This window comes from Coleofasciculus sp. G1-WW12-02 (assembly GCF_040219735.1).
Classification (GTDB): domain Bacteria; phylum Cyanobacteriota; class Cyanobacteriia; order Cyanobacteriales; family Coleofasciculaceae; genus Coleofasciculus.
In genome coordinates this window covers 1-20,011 of sequence record NZ_JAVJRX010000154.1, presented here as the reverse complement: position 1 = coordinate 20,011, position 20,011 = coordinate 1, and the positions used below count along the sequence as shown (strand labels likewise).

17 protein-coding genes and 2 pseudogenes are annotated in these 20,011 nt (G+C 45.4%); 13 read left to right on the top strand and 6 right to left on the bottom strand.

Annotated elements, in window-relative coordinates; genetic code table 11:
* Positions 1 to 151 precede the first annotated feature (151 nt).
* Entirely contained in the window at positions 152 to 1,048 is an 897-nt protein-coding gene (locus tag RID09_RS24880; RefSeq protein WP_446338597.1) for an ROK family protein, read from the top strand.
* A 220-nt stretch (positions 1,049 to 1,268) separates the two neighbouring features.
* Here RID09_RS24880 and RID09_RS24875 read toward each other — a convergent pair whose 3' ends face one another.
* The gene (locus tag RID09_RS24875; protein ID WP_446338596.1) at positions 1,269 to 1,919 is read right to left on the bottom strand and encodes a CPBP family intramembrane glutamic endopeptidase; all 651 of its coding nucleotides are present in this window, start codon (positions 1,917 to 1,919) and stop codon (positions 1,269 to 1,271) included.
* Positions 1,920 to 1,997: 78 nt separating this feature from the next.
* Here RID09_RS24875 and RID09_RS24870 point away from each other — a divergent pair.
* From RID09_RS24870 to RID09_RS24860, 3 genes and pseudogenes are all read left to right on the top strand, one after another.
* A pseudogene (locus RID09_RS24870) lies at positions 1,998 to 2,213 on the top strand (efflux RND transporter permease subunit); the annotation flags it as partial.
* 83 nt (positions 2,214 to 2,296) lie between these two features.
* Complete coding sequence (locus RID09_RS24865) at positions 2,297 to 2,872, top strand: GUN4 domain-containing protein (protein ID WP_446338595.1); 576 nt, start codon at positions 2,297 to 2,299, stop codon at positions 2,870 to 2,872.
* Between the two features lie 8 nt (positions 2,873 to 2,880).
* Positions 2,881 to 3,066, top strand: a pseudogene (locus RID09_RS24860) (UPF0175 family protein); the annotation flags it as partial.
* A gap of 50 nt (positions 3,067 to 3,116) precedes the next feature.
* Here RID09_RS24860 and RID09_RS24855 read toward each other — a convergent pair.
* Together RID09_RS24855 and RID09_RS24850 are read right to left on the bottom strand one after the other, a co-directional pair.
* On the bottom strand, positions 3,117 to 3,533 hold the full coding sequence (locus RID09_RS24855) for a hypothetical protein (protein WP_446338594.1): 417 nt from the start codon (positions 3,531 to 3,533) through the stop codon (positions 3,117 to 3,119).
* An 87-nt stretch (positions 3,534 to 3,620) separates the two neighbouring features.
* Positions 3,621 to 5,285 (bottom strand): CTP synthase, encoded by a 1,665-nt coding sequence (locus RID09_RS24850; RefSeq protein ID WP_446338593.1) that lies wholly within the window; start codon positions 5,283 to 5,285, stop codon positions 3,621 to 3,623.
* A 691-nt stretch (positions 5,286 to 5,976) separates the two neighbouring features.
* Here RID09_RS24850 and RID09_RS24845 point away from each other — a divergent pair.
* The 3 genes from RID09_RS24845 to RID09_RS24835 all read left to right on the top strand — a co-directional run bounded on the left by RID09_RS24845 (position 5,977) and on the right by RID09_RS24835 (position 10,198).
* On the top strand, positions 5,977 to 7,656 hold the full coding sequence (locus tag RID09_RS24845) for a DUF7453 family protein (protein WP_446338592.1): 1,680 nt from the start codon (positions 5,977 to 5,979) through the stop codon (positions 7,654 to 7,656).
* Between the two features lie 111 nt (positions 7,657 to 7,767).
* Positions 7,768 to 8,313: a pyridoxamine 5'-phosphate oxidase family protein gene (locus tag RID09_RS24840; protein ID WP_006099186.1), complete on the top strand. Its 546-nt coding sequence runs from the start codon at positions 7,768 to 7,770 to the stop codon at positions 8,311 to 8,313.
* Positions 8,314 to 8,422: 109 nt separating this feature from the next.
* Entirely contained in the window at positions 8,423 to 10,198 is a 1,776-nt protein-coding gene (locus RID09_RS24835; RefSeq protein ID WP_446338591.1) for an N-acetylmuramoyl-L-alanine amidase, read from the top strand.
* 114 nt (positions 10,199 to 10,312) lie between these two features.
* Here the strand turns inward: RID09_RS24835 and RID09_RS24830 are convergent, their stop codons facing one another.
* The gene (locus tag RID09_RS24830; RefSeq protein WP_446338590.1) at positions 10,313 to 10,582 is read right to left on the bottom strand and encodes a hypothetical protein; all 270 of its coding nucleotides are present in this window, start codon (positions 10,580 to 10,582) and stop codon (positions 10,313 to 10,315) included.
* Positions 10,583 to 10,910: 328 nt separating this feature from the next.
* On the opposite strand from RID09_RS24830, the gene RID09_RS24825 reads away from it, so the two are divergent.
* Complete coding sequence (locus RID09_RS24825; protein WP_446338589.1) at positions 10,911 to 11,054, top strand: hypothetical protein; 144 nt, start codon at positions 10,911 to 10,913, stop codon at positions 11,052 to 11,054.
* A gap of 686 nt (positions 11,055 to 11,740) precedes the next feature.
* On the opposite strand, the gene RID09_RS24820 is transcribed toward RID09_RS24825, so the two are convergent.
* The gene (locus tag RID09_RS24820; protein WP_446338588.1) at positions 11,741 to 12,109 is read right to left on the bottom strand and encodes a hypothetical protein; all 369 of its coding nucleotides are present in this window, start codon (positions 12,107 to 12,109) and stop codon (positions 11,741 to 11,743) included.
* Positions 12,110 to 12,244: 135 nt separating this feature from the next.
* Between RID09_RS24820 and RID09_RS24815 the strand changes: the two genes are divergently transcribed.
* From RID09_RS24815 to RID09_RS24795, 5 genes are all read left to right on the top strand, one after another.
* Entirely contained in the window at positions 12,245 to 13,240 is a 996-nt protein-coding gene (locus RID09_RS24815; RefSeq protein ID WP_446338587.1) for an S-layer homology domain-containing protein, read from the top strand.
* Between the two features lie 450 nt (positions 13,241 to 13,690).
* On the top strand, positions 13,691 to 14,719 hold the full coding sequence (locus RID09_RS24810; RefSeq protein ID WP_446338586.1) for a hemerythrin domain-containing protein: 1,029 nt from the start codon (positions 13,691 to 13,693) through the stop codon (positions 14,717 to 14,719).
* 274 nt (positions 14,720 to 14,993) lie between these two features.
* A complete protein-coding gene (locus RID09_RS24805) occupies positions 14,994 to 15,854 on the top strand; it encodes an SDR family oxidoreductase (protein ID WP_446338585.1) in 861 nt (286 codons plus the stop codon).
* Between the two features lie 240 nt (positions 15,855 to 16,094).
* The gene (locus tag RID09_RS24800) at positions 16,095 to 16,676 is read left to right on the top strand and encodes a chorismate--pyruvate lyase family protein (protein WP_446338584.1); all 582 of its coding nucleotides are present in this window, start codon (positions 16,095 to 16,097) and stop codon (positions 16,674 to 16,676) included.
* Positions 16,677 to 16,748: 72 nt separating this feature from the next.
* Positions 16,749 to 17,363: a glutathione S-transferase family protein gene (locus RID09_RS24795; protein WP_446338583.1), complete on the top strand. Its 615-nt coding sequence runs from the start codon at positions 16,749 to 16,751 to the stop codon at positions 17,361 to 17,363.
* Between the two features lie 355 nt (positions 17,364 to 17,718).
* On the opposite strand, the gene argZ is transcribed toward RID09_RS24795, so the two are convergent.
* Positions 17,719 to 19,827, bottom strand: a complete 2,109-nt coding sequence (gene argZ / locus RID09_RS24790; protein ID WP_446338582.1) for a bifunctional arginine dihydrolase/ornithine cyclodeaminase — start codon at positions 19,825 to 19,827, stop codon at positions 17,719 to 17,721.
* Positions 19,828 to 20,011 lie beyond the last annotated feature (184 nt).

Sequence of the window (20,011 nt, the reverse complement as noted above, 5' to 3'; positions counted from 1 at the left end):
AACTGTCTCAGGCAAGACCTATTTTGGGAAAAGAGCCTGGGCGCACTCGCCGATGTGACTGAATTTCCTTTTCCACATTACTTTGGAAAGGCTCGTACACCCAGGCTAATTGATGAGCCAAACACAGACCTGAATCCTTACTCCCTGACAAATGACAAATGACGTAATTGGTATTGACTTAGGCGGAACCGCGATTAAGCTGGGGCGCTTCCAGAAAGATGGCACTTGCATCCAATCCTTAACCGTGGCGACACCTCAACCCTCAACCCCAAAAGCTGTGGTTGAGGTGATGGCAGACGCGATCGCACAACTCAATCCTAACCATAGCGTTATTGCCATTGGTGTGGGTACTCCAGGACCTGCGGATGCCGCTGGACGGATTGCTAGAGTGGCGATTAATCTCAACAATTGGCTTGATATTCCCCTAGCCGATTGGTTAGAAGCCAAAACAGGTTGCCCGACGATTATCGCCAATGATGCCAATTGTGCGGGTTTAGGTGAAGCTTGGTTAGGTGCAGGACGACCATTTCGCCATCTGATTATGCTCACATTGGGTACTGGTGTTGGTGGGGCAATTATTTTAGATGGGAAACTCTTTGTAGGTTCCCAAGGCGCAGCCGGGGAGTTGGGGTTAATCACATTCAATCCAGACGGTCCTGCTTGTAATAGTGGCAATCAAGGATCTTTGGAACAATATTTATCCATTGGTGCAATTCGTCGCCGTATTGGAAAAGACCCGGCTGAACTGGGTCGTTTGGCAAACGGAGGCAATCTAGAGGCGTTAGACTTTTGGAACCATTACGGACGGGATTTAGGCGCAGGATTGGCGAGTTTGATTTATGTCCTCACTCCAGAAGCGATTGTTATTGGTGGTGGAGTCAGCGCCAGTGCCAAATTTTTCTTACCAGCAGCATGGGCAGAAATTGAACGTCGAGTGTTACCGAGTTCTCGTGCCGGTTTACAGTTACTTACGGCTACCCTAGGGAATCAAGCGGGAATGGTAGGGGCAGCTAAATTAGCCTTACAAATGAGAAATGATGAACTATAGATAAAATACTTAACTGCCTCTTCCGATGCGGTGAAGTGTTAACAAAACCCGCTCACCTCTCCTTGGCGAATAGTCAACTACTCCCAAAAATTATCCTCCAAAAGTTTGACAGATGGATATTCAGACTGCCTTTCTTTGTATTGCTAATTTTGGGACATAACCCAGAACACTTGCATTGACATCTTCACCACCTCAAAGTGCAAAGATCGTAACACAAGTGTCAGAATAGACTCCAAGTTTGATTACCTCCCATGTAGTTTAAGAGAATAAAAGGAAACCCCACAAGATAGTGGGCAACTACAGGACCAGAAATACTCCTGAACTTCCAGTAATTTTTTCCCCATAGCCAGCCCAACAGCCAGGTGCCAGCAACAATTAGAACACTACGAAAGTAAATGTGTGAGAAAGCAAAAAGACTTGCAGAGCAAAGTATCACAGCTCTCTCACGAGAGCCAATTATTTTTTCTAGAATCAGGAAAGCGAATCCTCTCCATACCAGCTCTTGAAATACTGACATGCCAAAATACCAGCCATAGTAACCGAACTCTAGATACAGAGAACGGGGAGAACCTAAAAACCAAGGGAGTAAAGCTAAAAAGATCCAACCTAACAGAAGCAGGAACAGAGTAGAAGGCAGTATCTCGCGTACTGATGAAAGCTCTAGCGAAAGCCCTAGTTTATGTGGAGCCACTCTGTTGATAGACACATAAATTATCATGACGACTGTGGGAAAGCCGCCTAGGGTAAGAAATAAGAACTGCCTGGGTAAAAAACCTGAATAGAGCAGCACAGAGGGAATGACAAAAGCAATAAACAATAGCCATACTTCGGGTTTCAATTTATCTACGGCAACAGATACAGCGCGTTTCAAGTTCGTGAGGTACATTGTTTTCTGTTCTTATCTTGACACTCCCACCGCATGGATGAGGTAATCTCTGGAGTTAGAAGTGCGATCGCGAGTGGAGCCGGAAATGAGATTTTACAGCCGTTGGCAATTGTGGTTTTGGGTGGTTTGTTTACCTCTACAGCCTTGACATTGTTGGTGCTTCTTGCACTTTATGCCAAGTTTGGCAAGCGGTTGATGTCCAAACAAAAAACCATTGCGGTTAAGACGAGTTTTCCGGTGAATGCCACACCGCAATCATCGGTAGACTCACCGATGTAGTGCTTTTGAAGACTTACCAAAGGCGCGATTAGTTTACCACTATGGTAGGCTAGGCATTATTACCCCACTATCAGGAGCAACTAATGAGCAATCACCAATCTCAACCCGAAATTCACAAGCCAGTAATCAAACTACGTTCTGAAAAAGGAGTTGATTATACAGTATTACAAACTCTCCTAGCAGACGAGAAATGGAAAGAGGCTGATATGAAAACAAATTGTTTAATGCGCCAGGCTGCTGGTAATGAGGGAGGTTATGTCTGGCTGAATCGATTGCTGCTCCAAGACTTACCATGTGAAGACTTACGCATTATAGATCAACTTTGGCTGTACTATAGCAAGGGAAAATGGGGCTTCAGAGTCCAAATGGAAATTTACCATGATTTAGGGGGGAAGATTGATGTGGAAGTAGGACAGCGGCTCTGGGGTCAGTTTAGCGAACAGGTTGGTTGGTCAATCAATGATCCTGGTAATTGGGAACATAGCAATCTTGTAGCTTGGCAGCAAGGAGATTCATGGCCTGAGCGAATCTGTAACCTCAACGCTCCAAGGGGGCATTTTCCACTATGGTGTCTTCCCACAGCATTGGGATTTCCAAAATGGGGGTTAAACATGTTTTATTTTGCCGAGAAACTGGTAACGTGTGAAATAGGCAAATAAGTACCTAAACAAAAGAACAGTTTGAACAAGAGGCAAAATGGGCAATGGCAGTGAAACTTTTTGAGATGAAACGCCTATCATCGGGAATGGCAGCCGCATTAATTGGCACGGATAGAGTTTCATTCCTGCTTAACTTAAATCGTTATGGTGTGCCAATGATTGACCTCACCGAAGCAGAACTATTATCGGATTAGGATTTGGTGTTAGTCAAAAGAGAGAAGTTACCTAGCTCTTGCACCTAATTTTACACAATATAACCCGTTTTACGTTTAATATAATCAAGAATCTTTTGATAACTATCTGGATCAGTTTGCTCATTAATAATAATGGGGATTGAACTATCAGGTAACCAAAAAGTTAACTTGCCACTCGCCGCATGAGAAAAGCTACTGATGCGGTTGAGATCAATTACATAGTCACTGCGTTCATATCTAACTTGAATCCAAGATCCGGCTAGGGAATGAGCTGAGACTTGTTTAATATACTCCAAAACTTGATGATACCCCTCGGGGTCACTGTGTTGATTAATGATAATCTGGTGGGCACTATTCGGCAACCAGAAAATAATTTTGCCGTTGGGAGCGCAGGCAAACGCACTGATGCGATCGAGATCAATCACATAATTGCTGCGTTCGTAATCAATTTTTATCCAGTACGCCACAAAACCTCCTCAAGCCATTGCGAGCTTTGAGTTATGAGTTGTAGATAATTTTGGCTCGCCTCATAACTCAAAATTCAAACCTCTAGGTCACGATACCTGCACTGGGGATTGCTCGATAATGGGAGCATCAGTTGGGGGACTTGAAACCTCACCCTGGCATTGTTCTATGGCAGCTTGTACAAATCCTTTAAACAAGGGGTGGGGGGCACTCGGTCGAGAGCTAAACTCTGGGTGAAACTGAGTGGCTAGGAAGAAGGGATGATCGGGGTATTCAATGATTTCCACTAAGCGACCATCGGGAGATGTCCCGCTAATCATGTAACCTGTGTCTAAAAGCAGGTTGCGATAGGCATTATTAAATTCATAGCGATGTCGGTGACGTTCATAAATCACCTCTTCCCCATAGAGTGATGCTGCCAAGGTATTCGGCAGAATCCGACAAGGACACATCCCTAAGCGCATCGTACCGCCTAAGTCCACAACATCCTGCTGTTCAGGTAACAAGTTAATCACGGGATTACGAGCATTAGGTACAAACTCAGCACTATGAGCATCCTCAAGCAGGGCAATATTTTGCGCCCATTCAATTACAGAACATTGCATTCCTAAGCATAAACCGAGGAAGGGAATCTTATGGGTACGGGCATATTTAATCGCCGCAATTTTGCCATCTACGCCTCGGATACCAAAACCTCCCGGAACAATGATACCGTTGACTCCGGCTAAAAAGTCTTCGGCGCCCTCGGTTTCAATATCCTCCGAACTCACCCAACGTAGGTTGAATTCGCTCCCCAATGCGATCGCGGCGTGGCGTAATCCTTCGACAACGGATAGATAAGCATCACTCAAGCGGATATACTTGCCGACAATGGCAATTTCTACCTTATGGATTGGGCGATGCATTCGTTCCACCAGGGTTTGCCATTGGCTTAAATCCGGTTCCCGTTGCGGGATTCGCAATAGATCTAGAGTTTGGTTTGCCAGTCCTTCTTGTTCTAAAATCAGGGGGACTTCGTAAATACTATTGGCATCGGGAGAGGTAATCACGGATTCCACAGGCACATCGCAGAACTCCGAGAGTTTTTCTTTAATCCCCGGTTGCAGAGGGCGATCGCACCGACAGACTAAAATATCAGGCTGAATACCAATAGAACGCAGTTCTTTCACCGAATGCTGAGTCGGTTTGGTTTTCATTTCACCCGCAGAAGGAATCCACGGTAGGAGAGTAACGTGCATATACAGCACATTATTGCGCCCCACATCCTTACGGAATTGACGAATTGCTTCCAAAAATGGTAATGATTCAATATCCCCGACTGTGCCGCCAATTTCCGTAATTACCACATCCGGATTAGTATTTTGAGCCACCCGATGAATCCGTGCCTTAATCTCATTGGTAATATGGGGAATCACCTGCACCGTTCCCCCCATATAGTCGCCGCGACGCTCTTTATTCAGAACCGCCTGATAGATTGATCCAGTGGTGACACTATTGAGGCGGGACATCAGCGTGTCTGTAAAGCGCTCATAATGTCCCAAGTCTAAATCCGTTTCCGCCCCATCTGCTGTGACAAAAACTTCCCCATGTTGAAAGGGACTCATGGTTCCCGGATCGACGTTAATATAGGGGTCTAGCTTAAGAATCGACACCGAATAGTCCCGTGATTTGAGCAATCGTCCTAAGCTTGCAGCAACGATACCCTTACCGATGCTAGATACAACCCCACCCGTTACAAAGACAAATTTAGCCATAGAATTTTTAAGTACGCCAGACTTTTCAAGATGCACCCCGTTAATTGTGCCACAGTCTTTTAAGATTGTTTCGAGGAGAGCTAGAGCAGGATGCCCTCAATCACTCATAAGAGTAATCTTCCCCTGACCGGTTATTGAAATTGCCATCACCCTGTACACCCAAACCAATGAAACTCGCTTCTCCTAATTTCAGACGCCACCCGTCTCCTCTGGAAAATCCTTTCTCTATTGTCCCCATTTACAACTCGTCTGTACTATGCCTGATTGCTTTTTGGGGATTCTTTTATCCTTTACGTTGAACATCCGCTTCCGTCTGGAATGTCCACCACGAAAGCCTGACGCTTTTTTAGTCCTTCTTTTCTCCTTAAGCACCATGAGCTATAGCTGACTATGCCAAAACCCCCAGCCCCTCTCCCACCCAACGCTCATCCCTATTCCCAAGCTAGACGACTTGCGATCGCTTCCGACTGGCAAGGTAACAAATTATCCGCATACCTTTACAAAAGTTGATGTTTCGTTATCTAATATATATATAGTCACTGTACTCAACATAGCCCTAAACTCACTGCACAAGGAGAGCCTCTTCATCTCTACTTCATAAATCAGCTCTCAAATTTTACAGCTTCTTTACCAAAAATAGGGCGATTTTCCGTATACTCAACCTAAATATAGGGTGTTGTTTAGGTTGTTTATGAAAAAAGCTACTTTATTCTTCAAAGCTGCACTTCTAGGAACCACTTGTTTTCTAGTCTATGAATCGCCCCTACAGGCAGCTACCTTTTCAGACACTTCACCGTTTCATTTCACCACAGTCGTCAACAACGGTGATAACATTCCTGGCACTAATCGGTTATTTAACAGCTATAATCAACCCTCAGTCAATAGCAGTGGTCTTGTTGTCTTTCGTGCTCGCAGTCGAGGTGGACAAGGTGGGCAACCGAGTACTGGCATCTTTAGCCGTGATCTGCTCAATCTTGGTTCGATCGAAGCGATCGCAACACGGGGTTCTCTTGTACCTGAGCCGAACAACACCAGCGCCGAGTTTACGGAGTTTCCGTCTTTCCCGCGAATCGATATCGATTCTAGCATGACAGCGACCCGTGGACAATCTAACCCAGTATGGCAGGTTATCGATCCGGTCACGGGGGAAACAGTGACTCAGTTGGGGACTTCCGGAATTTACACCAATCCCATGGGAGAGCTGATCACGGGAGCTAGCCAGCTTGGTGAAGTGAGTGGATTTGACTACTTCAGCGTTCCAAGCAGTAGCCCCACTACGCGATTTGACCAGTTTCCTGGCGCACCTGCACCCACCGATGGCAGCACCATCGTCTTTAAGGGAAATTGGACGGATCAGGCAACAGGAGAAGGGAAGACGGGGGTTTATTTTCGGGATGTCTTGGCGAATGGTGGCACGAATTCCGTTGAGTTGATTGCCGATAGCAATACCGTTATCCCTGGTAACAATCCTACGGGCATTCTCTTTGGTTCAACAGCACCGCCGAGTGCCGCGAGGGGAAATGCTGTATTTCTCGGCGTTGATAATGAGGAATCGCCAACTTTGGGCGGTATCTATCAAGTATCGTTGCTTGAGCCGAGAACCCTTAATCCATTAGTGTCTCTTGGTGAAACTGCACCAGGTAGCAGTTTGCCCTTCACTCGATTGGGTGAGGCATTGTCCTTCGATGGAAATTATCTGGCATTTTGGGGAGCATTGGGTAGCGAGACGAAACCGATTACCCTATTTTGTCCGGAAGAGGGCAATCAAGCGCGGGTTGATTATTGCCAAAGCTTGTATCCCAATGGCTTTACCACTGAAGTCGCTGCTAACCAAGGTATTTTCCTCACGAATACCGAAACGCTAGAGACTCAGCTTATTGCCCAAACGGGTGAGGAAGGTTTCTCTGACTTTCTATTCTGGAACTTCTCCGGTCGTCCACCTGGGGTTGGTGAGGGTGAAGATGAGGAGGGTGACTTGGAACTGGCACGCTGGCGTTCCACAGCTTTTGTTGCGGTTGATGGTTCGCAAATTACTTTTAAAGGCAGCAAAGATTCCGGAATTGAAGGGATTTATGCTCTGTTGGGGCTAGATTCAGAGCTGTTAACTGTAGTGGATACCTCTATGCTCGGTGAGGTGTTAGATCCGGAAGCGACGGGTCTAACTATTTCTTCGGTTGGCATTGAGCGTGACGGCTATCGCGACGGCTGGTTGGCACTGACGGCTAGTATGGTAGGGGATGCGGAAGAAGATTCTTGGGCAGGAATTTATGTGACTCGCACAGCTACTGTTCCAGAACCCTCGTTTTCTCTATTGACAGGTGCGATCGTGTTCGCATTGGGTCTAAGATGTAAGCGCAAAAGTCGTCCTTGATAATCAATAATAGACTGGTTAAACCCATTCAGGTTAAACGCCATGGTACGCTTGTTCCCGTAGAATTTATTCATAGCAGCATGGATAAATATTACGAAGATTAAGAGGACAATGGCAAAATTTTATTCAGAACTCCCCCCAAATTTACAAAACTTTATCAAAGAACAACAGATTTTTTTTACGGCGACAGCACCTCGACAGGGGCGGATTAATCTATCTCCCAAAGGGATGGACACGTTGCGCTGTCTTGATCCGAAAACCGTCGCTTACCTGGATTTAACAGGTAGTGGCAATGAAACGGCGGCTCATTTGCAGGACGATGGTAGACTAACGATCATGTTTTGCAGTTTTACCGATAAACCTCTAATTTTACGCCTTTACGGTCAAGGGCGGGTAATTCGCCCCGTTGCTCCAGAATGGGACACCTTTTATACCCACTTTAATTCGCTGCCAGGACAACGGCAAATTATTGTTCTAGATATTGAATCCGTGCAAACCTCTTGTGGCTATGGTGTTCCCCTATATGAATTTCAAGGTGAACGAGAAACTCTGGTTGAATGGTCAGAGAAAAAGGGAGAACAGGGCATTTATGAATATTGGCAGGCGAAAAATATCCAAAGCATTGATGGATTACCCACTCATCTTTTATCCGATTGAAAAAGTAGGCAGGGTGTAGGGGCGGGTTTCACTACTATCGTTTTTTGCCCACCCTAATGTCACTAAACCCTCCCTGTCTAAATGACGAATGACGAATGACAAATGACAAATGAAAACTATCCTAGGATTAGCTGTATTAGCATCAGTTATTGCATCTCCAGCTTGGGCGGAACACCCTCTTTTCCTTACTTATCCGTCTGACAATCATCAAACCACGGCGGCACAAATTTTCTTAATTGGTACAGCACCACCAACCGGAGAGGTGCGCGTCAATGGTCAAGTTATCCCTCGTAGTTCGGCTGGACATTTTGCGCCGAGTTTTCCCTTGGAATTGGGCAAAAATCGCTTTACTTTGCGCTATCAAAACCAGACAATTCAGATTAATATAACTCGTGTTGACCCTACCCCAAACCTGCCAACCGGGTTAACCTTTGCCAAGGATTCCCTAACCCCAAACGTCGATATTGCCCGATTACCTGGAGAACTCTTATGTTTTAGTGCGATCGCGCCGCCGAATGCTACGGTAACAGTGAACCTGGCAAATCAAGCCATTCCGTTGATGGCTCAATTCCAGAATATCCAGTTACCGCCAAATTCAGCCGGATTAATTGCTCAAAATCAGGTTGGTGTTCAATCGACGACGGGTTACTATCAGGGATGTGCAACCGCACAAATCGCGGCAAATTTAGGACAACCGCAATATCAGCTAACCTTGAATGGGAAAACCATAAGTCAAGCTGCACCCGGACAGATTTCAATTATCAACCCCGTTGAATTAGAGGTGGCTGAGGTAATCGTGGATGCAGGTGTAGCGCGAACCGGACCAAGTACCACCTATTCTCGCCTCACTCCCTTACCCAAAGGCGTCAGGGCGACGATTACGGGGCGGGAAGGGGAGTGGGTGCGTCTGGATTATGGGGCGTGGATTAAAGCCGAAGAGGTGCGTATCGTTCCCAATACTGTTCCCCCGACAGCCATGATTCGTAGTATCCGCGCTCGTCAGATTCCAGGGGCGACAGAAGTCGTGTTTCCTTTAAGCACACCTGTACCGGTGAGTGTTCAGCAAGGCGATCGCACGTTTACGCTAACGCTGCATAACACAACCGCCCAAACTGATGTGATCCGCTTGGATGATGACCCCCTGATTAAACGCTTGGATTGGCAACAAGTTACACCTACTCAAGTTAACTATACCTTTAACTTGAAATCTGACCAACAATGGGGTTATGACGTGAGATATGACCAAACTAACCTTATTTTAAGCTTACGTCATCCGCCAACTGTTCGCACTCAAAACTTAGAAGTTATCCCTGAAAATGCTTTACAACCCCTAACGGGAATTAAAATCCTCTTAGATCCAGGACATGGGGGGGCGGAATTAGGGGCGAGGGGACCCACAGGTTATCCGGAAAAAGATGTGAATTTGATTGTGTCGAAGTTACTGCGAGATCAACTTCGCCAAAAGGGTGCAACGGTATATATGACAAGGGAAGCGGATCAGGCGGTGTCGTTGGGCGATCGCGTGAATATGATTAATGAGATTAAACCTGCGATCGCGCTTTCAATTCATTACAACGCCCTCCCTGATGCAGGTGACGCGATGAATACTAAAGGGGTTGGGATGTTTTGGTATCATCCCCAAGCCCATAATTTGGCGGTATTTTTGCAGAATTATCTGGTGAACCAGTTAGATCGTCCTGCTTATGGGGTGTTTTGGAATAATCTAGCACTCACTCGCCCTCATACCGCGCCATCGGTGTTATTAGAACTTGGATTTATGATTAATCCGGAGGAATTTGAGTGGATTACTAATCCGCAGCAACAACAGAGATTAGCCCGTGCGATCGCAGATGGGGTGACGGAGTGGTTCCAGAATGTTCAATAGAGCCAAACAGTGAGGATTATTTGATTGAGCCGGATGAAAATCATTCAAACCCAAGAGTCTAAGGCAAAAGGTTCTACCTGTTGAAGGCGTTGGAAATCATTGTCGGCAAATACATCAGAATTCGCCTGGGGAGCGAGTGTCGTAAACAAGTTGAAGACATTCCTCGAAGTCTTCGCCCTGCCAAGTCCCAGCGAATTTTAGTAAGTCTTTGGCTTTAGAGCCGCGCACAATGGGTTCCCCATCCGAAATTGGAACGGTTCTAGAGCGAGTGGTAGGGCGGGTAGGTCGGGTTTTGAGGTATTCCAGATAGTCGAGAATTTGCTCCAGAATGGGTTCTGGGGTAGATTCGATCGCGATGAGCAATTTTTCTTTAGTGGTGGTCATAGGTTAGTGGTATAGGAAATACAGCTATCCTGAATGCTCCCCCACCTGAATCGCGAGGTGTGGGTGTCTTAATTACAAGGGTTTATCCCTCGCGACAGGCGGCATTCTCACCGTGTTACGGGAACTTTTGCCCGTAAACACCCCCAAGTCGTTTTCGCTATGGGGCTTAGAAAAACTTTTACCTAGGGTCTGATGTATATAAACCGACCACACAAGATTTACAGGCTGTTTTACCTTCCCTTGAGGGGTCGTGTCTCCGGATTACTCGGAATTTTTCCGTCCTTTACCGTACCGCTCAAGATTTCGATATTCTAACACTTTATTGGCTATGGGGCGTTGCCTCGCCTTAACCCCCACCTACGAAAGTGAGGTGGGAGATGGATTCCTAATTATCTATAAGCTAAGTAGTATTAAAGCTAAGATTTCGAGTGAGATTCATCTGTCTAAGGTAGAATCCCGTTATCGGCAATAACTTATTTTTGACTTTTTCAGTCACACCCACCTCAAAAAAGACTGATGACACTAAATGATTAGTTCGAGTGGTTTTAAACAGATGTTTTGCTAGAGCACTAGATGGCAAGGGGGTAGATGTGGCTTCGCCCGAAAATTTCTATCCCTCGAATGAGTTTAATCTAACTCCAGAGGGTCAGCAGCCAGACAATTTAATTGTTAATCTAAGTTTAGTGATTGCCTGATTCATTGTTTTTTTTAAATTACAATCATTAACTTCCGATTGAATTATCAAACTATTAAATTTTAACAATGGAGAATAACCTAGAAAATCCAATGGTTCGTTTTCTGAGCCAGTCATCACTTTTACTCCTCAGTTTTTGTGACGACGCTTTAGTGCTGGGACTTTCTCAAATGGGACTTCACATACAGTGGCTCAAATGGATTTCTCAAGTAATACTGGGCTGCACAATACTGTATTGGGGGGTAAAAGCTTGGAAAAATCGGCACATTTTTTTGAAACTTACAAAACTGCTCAGTAACACTTAAAGCTGAAGCTGGTTTTTTATAACTTCAACACTTAACTAACTGATCAACCAAGCTTTTACAGACAATATGAATTATTACTTTGTGGAGACGTTCCGGCGGAACGTCTCTACCTTATTCTCGATCACTAACTGCTATTACACCAACTGACGCACGAGTCCCTTACTTTTGAGACTCCTGGGATTTTTTAGTCATCTTCTGAGATTTCTTCAGATAATCTTGATTAATCTTTACTTGCTCCTTGATGGCTTCTGTCTGTGCATTAGTGGCTTTTACATGATGGTTCACGGCGGCTTCATAAGCTTGATTAGAGGCTTCACCGTGCTTTTGATCAGACTTTTCAGCTTCTTCAATTAAAGCTTTCGCTTCCTGCTGTATAGTTTGGCTGTACTCTTCTAGAGACTTTCCATGTTCTGGGTTCCCTCTCTCTTTGAAAGATTTCCCCAACTTCTCTAGACGTTTGCCCTGCTCCTCAATCTGCTTGCCATGTTTCTGTGCCAGTTGAGTCGTTTTGTCAGAAATATCTTTCATATCAGGTTTCTATATTCACAACTACTATCACGTTAATCCTTAACTATATTGTCTATCACCTGTCTCAGGGTAAAGTTCCAGGATTTCCCTTGTGAATTATCCAGACGCGATCGCTAATCTTCTGTAAGAGTTTATATGTTCCTATGTTACGCGATCGCTATGTCCCCTCCCTCTGCGCCAGAACCCCCATCTCCTCTCAATTTGGATGAGTGGATTGCGATTATTGTGACATTGACAACAATTGGCGGTATTTTCTATTGGGCGATAGGTAGAGAATATAAAGATCAGATTCTGCAAGACTTGGGGTTTTCCCCGCCCTCACCTCAACCTGACTCAACACCGGAATCTCCAGAGCCGACTAAACCTATACCGACGACTCCTGAGTTATCCACTTCTGAGACAACACCTCGTCGGGAAGCTGAGGTGCAGGGGAGTCGGGTTCCAGGGGTGCAAGGGAGAATGCAAGCGGCTCCAGCACCTGGAGCGCCGGAGAAAACTCCATCCCCAACTGTAACGCCAACCGTAACCCCCACACCTACTCCCTCGGTGGAATTTTCTGATGTACCGGATGAATTTTGGGCGCACGTTGCAATCGCAGCTTTGGCGCAGCGAGATATTGTGGTGGGCTTTCCCCAGGGTGAATTTAAACCGCAGCGATTTGCCACTCGTGGAGAGTTAGCCGCTATGCTACAGAAGGCATTTGATCCACAACCCAAGCGGCGTGCGATCGCGCGGAGCGCAATGCCGGAGGCAATCGCGTTTAAAGATTTACCCCCCAATTACTGGGGCGCTGAGGCGATTGAGGAGATGGCTAAAGCGGGAATAATCATTGGATATCCGGATGATAAATTTCGTCCCAACCAACCGATCACCCGTGCAGAAGCATTAGTGGTTTTGGCTAAAGCCCTAAACCTTAAACCCCCATCCGAACCCACTAAAACCTTACAACAGTACCAAGATAGCGATCAAATACCCAACTATGCGATCGCCAACGTCGCAGCGGCGATCAAAGCAGGTTTAGTCGCTGGCTATCCTCAAGGCGATTTGCTCAATCCGAATAAACCGGCTAGCCGTGCTGAACTTGCGGCTATGCTTCATCAAGCTGTGGTGGTTTCCCAAAAAAGAGCTTAACTCCAATAAATAACGTTTCACCCTATCTCTTCCGCATAGCTTTTCTCTAGTAATTTGACCTATGCCGATAGACGTACTTTACCTAAATTAACGGATTATCCTCCTCCAACATTCTGCTAAACAATTGACCATTGAATTAGCCAACAGTCTACCCTCAGATAGATTAATCATTATTGGCTATAGAGCTACTCTGAAATAAGCCAATTAATTCGATTGGTTTAAGGTTGAGTAGATTGGATATTTCTGCTATTGAGTTTATGTGATTCAGACAGACGTTTCAATGCTAAACCTTTAGTCTGCTCAAAACATGCTACTGTTCAGCGAACACCAGAGGAGACTTTGGTAAACAATAAGTCTATATCATCATAGGCATATCTGAATAGCGAGTCAATCCTTAAAATCAAGCTACTCACTTAATAAACAACTCGTAAATTAGGAGAACACAAGAGAATGGTTGCTACCCTTACTGATGCTAAGCGCTCTGCCATTGCTGAAAAGCTTGCCGATATGCGGGCAATTCAAAATTTAATTATTGCTAATGAACAGCAATTTATAAAGGAATGTAAAAACAACGAGATTTTTGGTCGCTTAGAAGACATGTTGGAGGATGACCAGAACAACCTGGACGTTCTGGAAACAAGCATCACTCAGTATGGAATTCAATCTGAGCCAAAAGAGAAAGTTCAAAAAATGATTGAACAGGCTCAGGAGATGATGAAAAGCTCTGAACTCAGCCTTTATGAGAAACTGGCTCAGCATGAACTCCTGAAACATGGACAAGTCATGTCGGGACTTGTGGTTCATAAGGCAGCTCAAATCGCTGGTGCGGATGTCGAGGAAGCACTTTCCCCCCTAAATTCGGTTAACTTTGAAAACCGGGCTCATCAGGAAAGACTTAAGGGAATGTTGGAATATTTAGGCACTCAAGAGTTAACGGGTGAAGAACCTGATCAAGGGCTTTGGGGACGAGTTCAGGATGCAGTAGCTGCGATGACGGGTGTGATTGGTAGTGCTGTGACTCAGGCTTCTGACAGGTCTGATATGGATATCATGGATATCATTTTCATGGATCACCAAAAAGCGAAAACCTTAATTAGTGAAATTAAGGGAACCAACAATCCGCAGCGCATCCAGGAGTTTTTTGGACAGCTCTACAAGGATGTAATTGTTCACGCCAAGGCGGAAGAAGAAATCGTCTATCCTCAAGTTCGTTCATTTTATGGCGAGGATGATACTCAGGAACTCTATGATGAGCAGGCTGAGTTAGAAACTATTCTGAATGAGATGAAAGAGCTAGATCCGACTTCCTCCGAGTTTAAATCCAAACTCAAGCAGGTGAAAGACATGATTGGCGATCACACTCGTCAAGAAGAAAGCACTATGTTTGCTTCTATTCGGAAGAATCTTTCCCCAGAGCAGCGAGAACAAATGGCAACTCAATTTAAGGAAGTCAAGAAAAAATTGCAAAGCCAAATGTAGGTGACTAGAGTGGCGGCTGGCTAATCCCAGTTAGCCGTCACAATACGTCAGGCATTCATCTTCTATTGTTGGGGCGGGTTTAGGAACTATAGCCAGCTATTCAAAAATAACTGAACAACAAAACCCGCCCTTGCTACTCATCGATAACGTATCAACAAGACCTCTTTAAAAAGTCACTTGAGGCACTAAAGTGCCGACTACGAACGAATGAAGATCGGGGATGTCTTTTATTCCCTTGCCTGAACCATCACAACTGACATAAAAACCCTATATCATGACAATTACACCCGATAAAATTCCCCCTCAATCACAAGAGAGAAAACCGGCTTTAGAGTCAGAAATGACGCCAAAGCCTGAATATGATGATCCCAACTATAAAGGTAGTGACAAGTTACTGGATAAAGTAGCCTTGATTACTGGCGGAGATAGTGGGATTGGTCGTTCTGTTGCGGTTTTCTATGCCAAGGAAGGAGCCGATGTTGCGATTGTTTACTTAGACGAGCATGGAGATGCTCAAGAAACAAAAGAAGCTGTAGAATCCTATGGTCGTCGTTGTTTATTAATTCCTGGCGATATTCGCAACGAAAAGTTCTGCCAAGAAGCGGTTCAGAAAACAGTTGATGAATTTGGCAAGCTGGATATCCTGGTCAACAACGCGGCGGAGCAATATCTAGAAGAGAGCATTGAGGAAATTGACTCAGCCCGATTAGGTAGCACATTTGCGACAAATATCTTCTCAATGTTCTATTTCACTAAGGCGGCTTTGCCTCACCTTGAGCCAGGGAGTTCTGTGATTAACACGACTTCAATTAATGCATATAAAGGTAACTCGTCTCTGCTCAGTTATTCGGCGACAAAAGGTGCTATTCTTGCCTTTACTCGCTCCATTTCCCAACCTTTAATTGAGAAAGGCATCCGCGTAAATGGTGTAGCGCCAGGTCCCATCTGGACACCGTTTATTCCTGATGCGTTTCCTGGTGAGCAAGTCGAAACGTTTGGTAAACAAGTTCCGATGAAGCGTCCAGGACAACCCAAGGAGGTTGCACCGAGTTTCGTTTTCTTAGCTTCTCAAGATGCGTCTTATATGGCGGGTCAAGTGCTGCATCCGAACGGTGGTGTGGTTGTTGGTGCATGAGACTGGGTGTAGGGTGATCCCAGCACGACTATTTCCTCTAAATGTAGAGACGTAGCATGCTACGTCTCTACATCAATTATGCTCAGGTGGTCAAATCGTCGTAAGAGTGCTACATTTATTTATTGTAGTTGTAAATAAATGTAAAGTTTCAGAGTAATAAAACGCTGACTGTATACAAAAGCTCGGTTTTAGCGTTTTTGACTCAACCAACTGGATAGGGGAAAGAGGAGTTCAGCCACCATGAGCCGATTGATAGCGAACGAACACCTAATGCGAGACGATTTACAAGAGTCTCTAGAGCGTCATCATATCAATCCTGCTACATTAAGTACGTTTCAGAGAATTTTACTAACCACCGATGGTACATTAACCGATATTCTGGAAGCCTATCTATTTGAACAGATAAAGGTTTTCAAACTATCACAAAATCTCATTCCCATTCCCGAATCGCTTCCAGCTATGGAATTAGCTGAAGGGACAGAAGTAATTGATAGACGCATCTTACTCCAAGGGCGCATTAGTCGCAAAAACTATATTTACGCGGAATCAATCCTGGTTCCCGAACGCCTTGATGATAATTTTAGACATGAATTATTTAAAACCAAAACCCCAATTGGTAAGATTTGGTTAGAGCAAAAGGTGGAAACCTTCAAAGAAATTTTGGATTCAGCGAAAGAACCGGCTCATAGTTTAGCGGAGTATTTTACTATTGAGCCGAATGACAATCTCCTCTCCCGTACCTATCGCGTATTTTCTAAGGGTAAACCTGTAATGATGATTACAGAAAAGTTTCCTGAACGTTATTTCCTCAATAGTGTCTGATTTCTTTGACATGGATGCGTTAGCGTGATGGTTCGGCACAGCTAAAATGGTGGAATAGATTTTATGGTTAAAATGAATAGAATATTGTATTATCATCAACAATCGAACTTTTCTCGGAAAATCCGAATCCTGTTAGCTGAGAAAAATTTAGAGTGCGAACTAAGAGAAATCAATCTGCTTGATAAACCCCCGGAATTTATCAATCTTTCTCCTATTGGTAAAGTCCCTGTGTTTGTCGATGAAGATGGCACGCTGATTTGGGATTCTACATTAATTGCGGAGTATCTAGACGAAACCTATCCACAACCGAGGTTTTACCCCAGTGAGCCTCGGGCAAGGCTTGAGTGTCGTAAATGGGAAGAACTCGCGGATTATTTAGGTGATACTATTATCAATTTATGGCTACTAAATTTGAAGAATAATTTCACCGATACTCGTTATCGGACAAGATTAGAAACGTCAATTAATCGCCTTTTACCAGTTTTTGATCAACAATTAGCTAAGTCTAACTACTTGTTGGGGGATGAAACCTGGACAGCCGCCGATGTAGCTGCTTTATGTTCCCTGGGCTACTACAGCTTGCGCCTGGATGAAGATTGGCAAGTAAAGTATATTCATTTAAGAAATTGGTTTAATAAGTTACACAAACGCTCCTCGGTTCAGTCCACGGTTCCTCAAAAAAGTTAATGTCCTCTGACCCTGGGTGTAGTACATCTGGAGGGGGGGACTTCAGGTTAAATCGGGCGCACATCGGTCATTGGTGTCAACTTAAGCTAAAAAAGAAAGCAATACCTTGATCTGACCCCACCCTAACCCTCCCCTTATAAAGGGGAGGGAACCGGGAGGGAACCGACATGGAACATTTCCCCCCTTAGCAAGGGGGGATTAAGGGGGGTTATTTTCAAGGTAACGAGATTCAACATTTCACACGGAAAGCTTTTCCCCTTAAGTTGACACAGATGCACATCGGTACGCCCCTACATTAATAAAAAAATGAAGGATGAAAATTATCCTTCATCTTTCATGAGAATTTCTCAATCGGTTATAGTGACTGTTGATAAGGACTGGTCAACTTATCCAACTGCTGTACCAACAAACTCAGGAATAAGCCCACATCGGTAACCACACCCACGGATTCTAATGAACCGCGATCGCTCAACTTAGTCACAACGGCTGGATTGATATCCACACAAACCATTTTTACCCCGGCTGGCGTCATATTTCCGACACCAATGGAGTGCAGCATCGTAGACAGCATCAAAATCATGTCCGCCCCTTCCAGCAGCTTGGCATAGTCGGCTTGGGCTTTAATCAAATCCATCTGGGTATCGGGTAGGGGTCCATCATCGCGAATGGAACCGGCGAGGGAAAAGGGAACATTATGTGTCACGCATTCATACATAATGCCTTTTGTCAATACTCCCTTTTCCACAGCCCCAGCAATACTGCCATAACGACGGATGGTATTAATTACCTTGAGATGGTGTCGGTGTCCACCCCGCACCGGGACACCCCGTTTCATATCCACGCCCAGAGAGGTTCCCATCAGGGATTGCTCAATATCATGAACTGCGATCGCATTACCACCCAACAGCGCCTGCACATACCCTTTACGAATTAGACGCGCTAGATGTTGAGAACCCCCGGTGTGAATCACCACCGGACCTGCTGTAACAACAACCTTGCCCCCTTGATCGCGAATTTGGCGTAATTCCCAGGCAATTTGCTCGACAATTAATTCCACCCGGCGTTCCGATGAGACACCAGCGCCCATGAAGCTAAATTCTTCACTCCCACGCGATTCGCGGGTTTTCGGCTTGTGAACTGTGCGAATGCCTTCTACACCGACAATCACCTGTTCACCGACTTCTAGATCCCGCAGGATTTTACACCGAGCGATGGGTTGGGAGTCAATCTGGGTAATCGCAATTGCCCCATCCATGCGATGGTTTTGTACCTTCACCCACTCACCTTTAATCCGGACTTCTGTGGGATAAATCGTGGAGACGTAGAAGTCATCCGGCGCTACACCCGATTGAATCACGGGTTCTAGATTAGCATCACACACCTCTTGGGCGGGAGCGACAGCGCCCAACTCAATCAGTTGGCTCATCACCTCTTCCATCACATCATGGGAGGGTGCAGATACGCGAATCTCAGCGTTAGATGTGCTTTGCCGTTGGACACCCAGCTCGAAGTTGAGAACCTGGAAGCTACCGCCGGTTTCGACAATCAGATCTAAGGCGCGACTGATGAGTCCAGAGTCTAGCAAATGTCCTTCCAGGCGAATAGTGCGGCTTTCTACCTGGACATTGGCGTGGAGTTCAGTACGGACAGGTTCAGTTACTCGTAAGGTCAAGCATTTAGCCGCGCCACCTGCTTTGAGGAATTCCGTCAGGGGTGTTTCCATCACCCTAAACCCCGCCTCAGCCAAGCGTTGCTTGAGGCGATCGCTAGCTTTGTTCATGACCACAACTTGGTCAATATTCACCGCATTGCAGGCGAAGTTCACCGCATCGGCTTCTTCTAGGGCGATGCGTTTTTCCGGTGCGACTCGCATCTCAATTAAGCGATTGGAGTACGCATCAAAGGCTGGGGGATAGTAGAGTAAATAGCCGCCACTCAGGGGACAGAAACAGGTATCTAAGTGATAGAAGCGCTCATCGGTGAGTCGCAGGGAGACGACTTCAATATCCAGCCATTTTGCTAGATAGGGGTGAGAATCCAATTCTGAACGGAAGCCATAGCCCGCCCACAACCAGCGTCCTTCTCGATCGAGAAGGGCATCACCTGCGCCTTCAAAGGGGAGTTCTTTGGGGAGTTCGTGGACAGTGTAGCCTTGGGCTTCAAACCACTCCTTGAAATGGGGTTCCTCACCCTGGCGTTCTTTGTGCAAGAACCGACTCAGGACAACATTTTTACCCAAAACCAGCCCCGCATTTGCCGTAAACACCATATCGGGCCACCCTTGTTGAGGGTTAACCAAATCCACGATCGCGTGGTCTTTGAGGACATGGTGCAATTTGTGCCACTGTTCGACGGCGCGATCGCGCGAGGACTTATGAATATTCCCTTCCATCCAGGGATTAATCACGTAGTCCACGTCGTAGTGGTCTGGGGAACACATGAGAAAGCGAATCGAATCAGTCATAATCAATTAAAAATGGGTAGACGCTGACAATAGATTTCCAATTTGACCGAGAACTAGGGATACAAGCCTCGTCCTTTTAGGACGACTTTTTATTTTCTCTTAGTCTTGTATTGTAATAAATAATGTGTTAATCTATAAAATTAGTCTAGCACAGGCGAAAGTCGTGAGTATCGCCAATCGATTT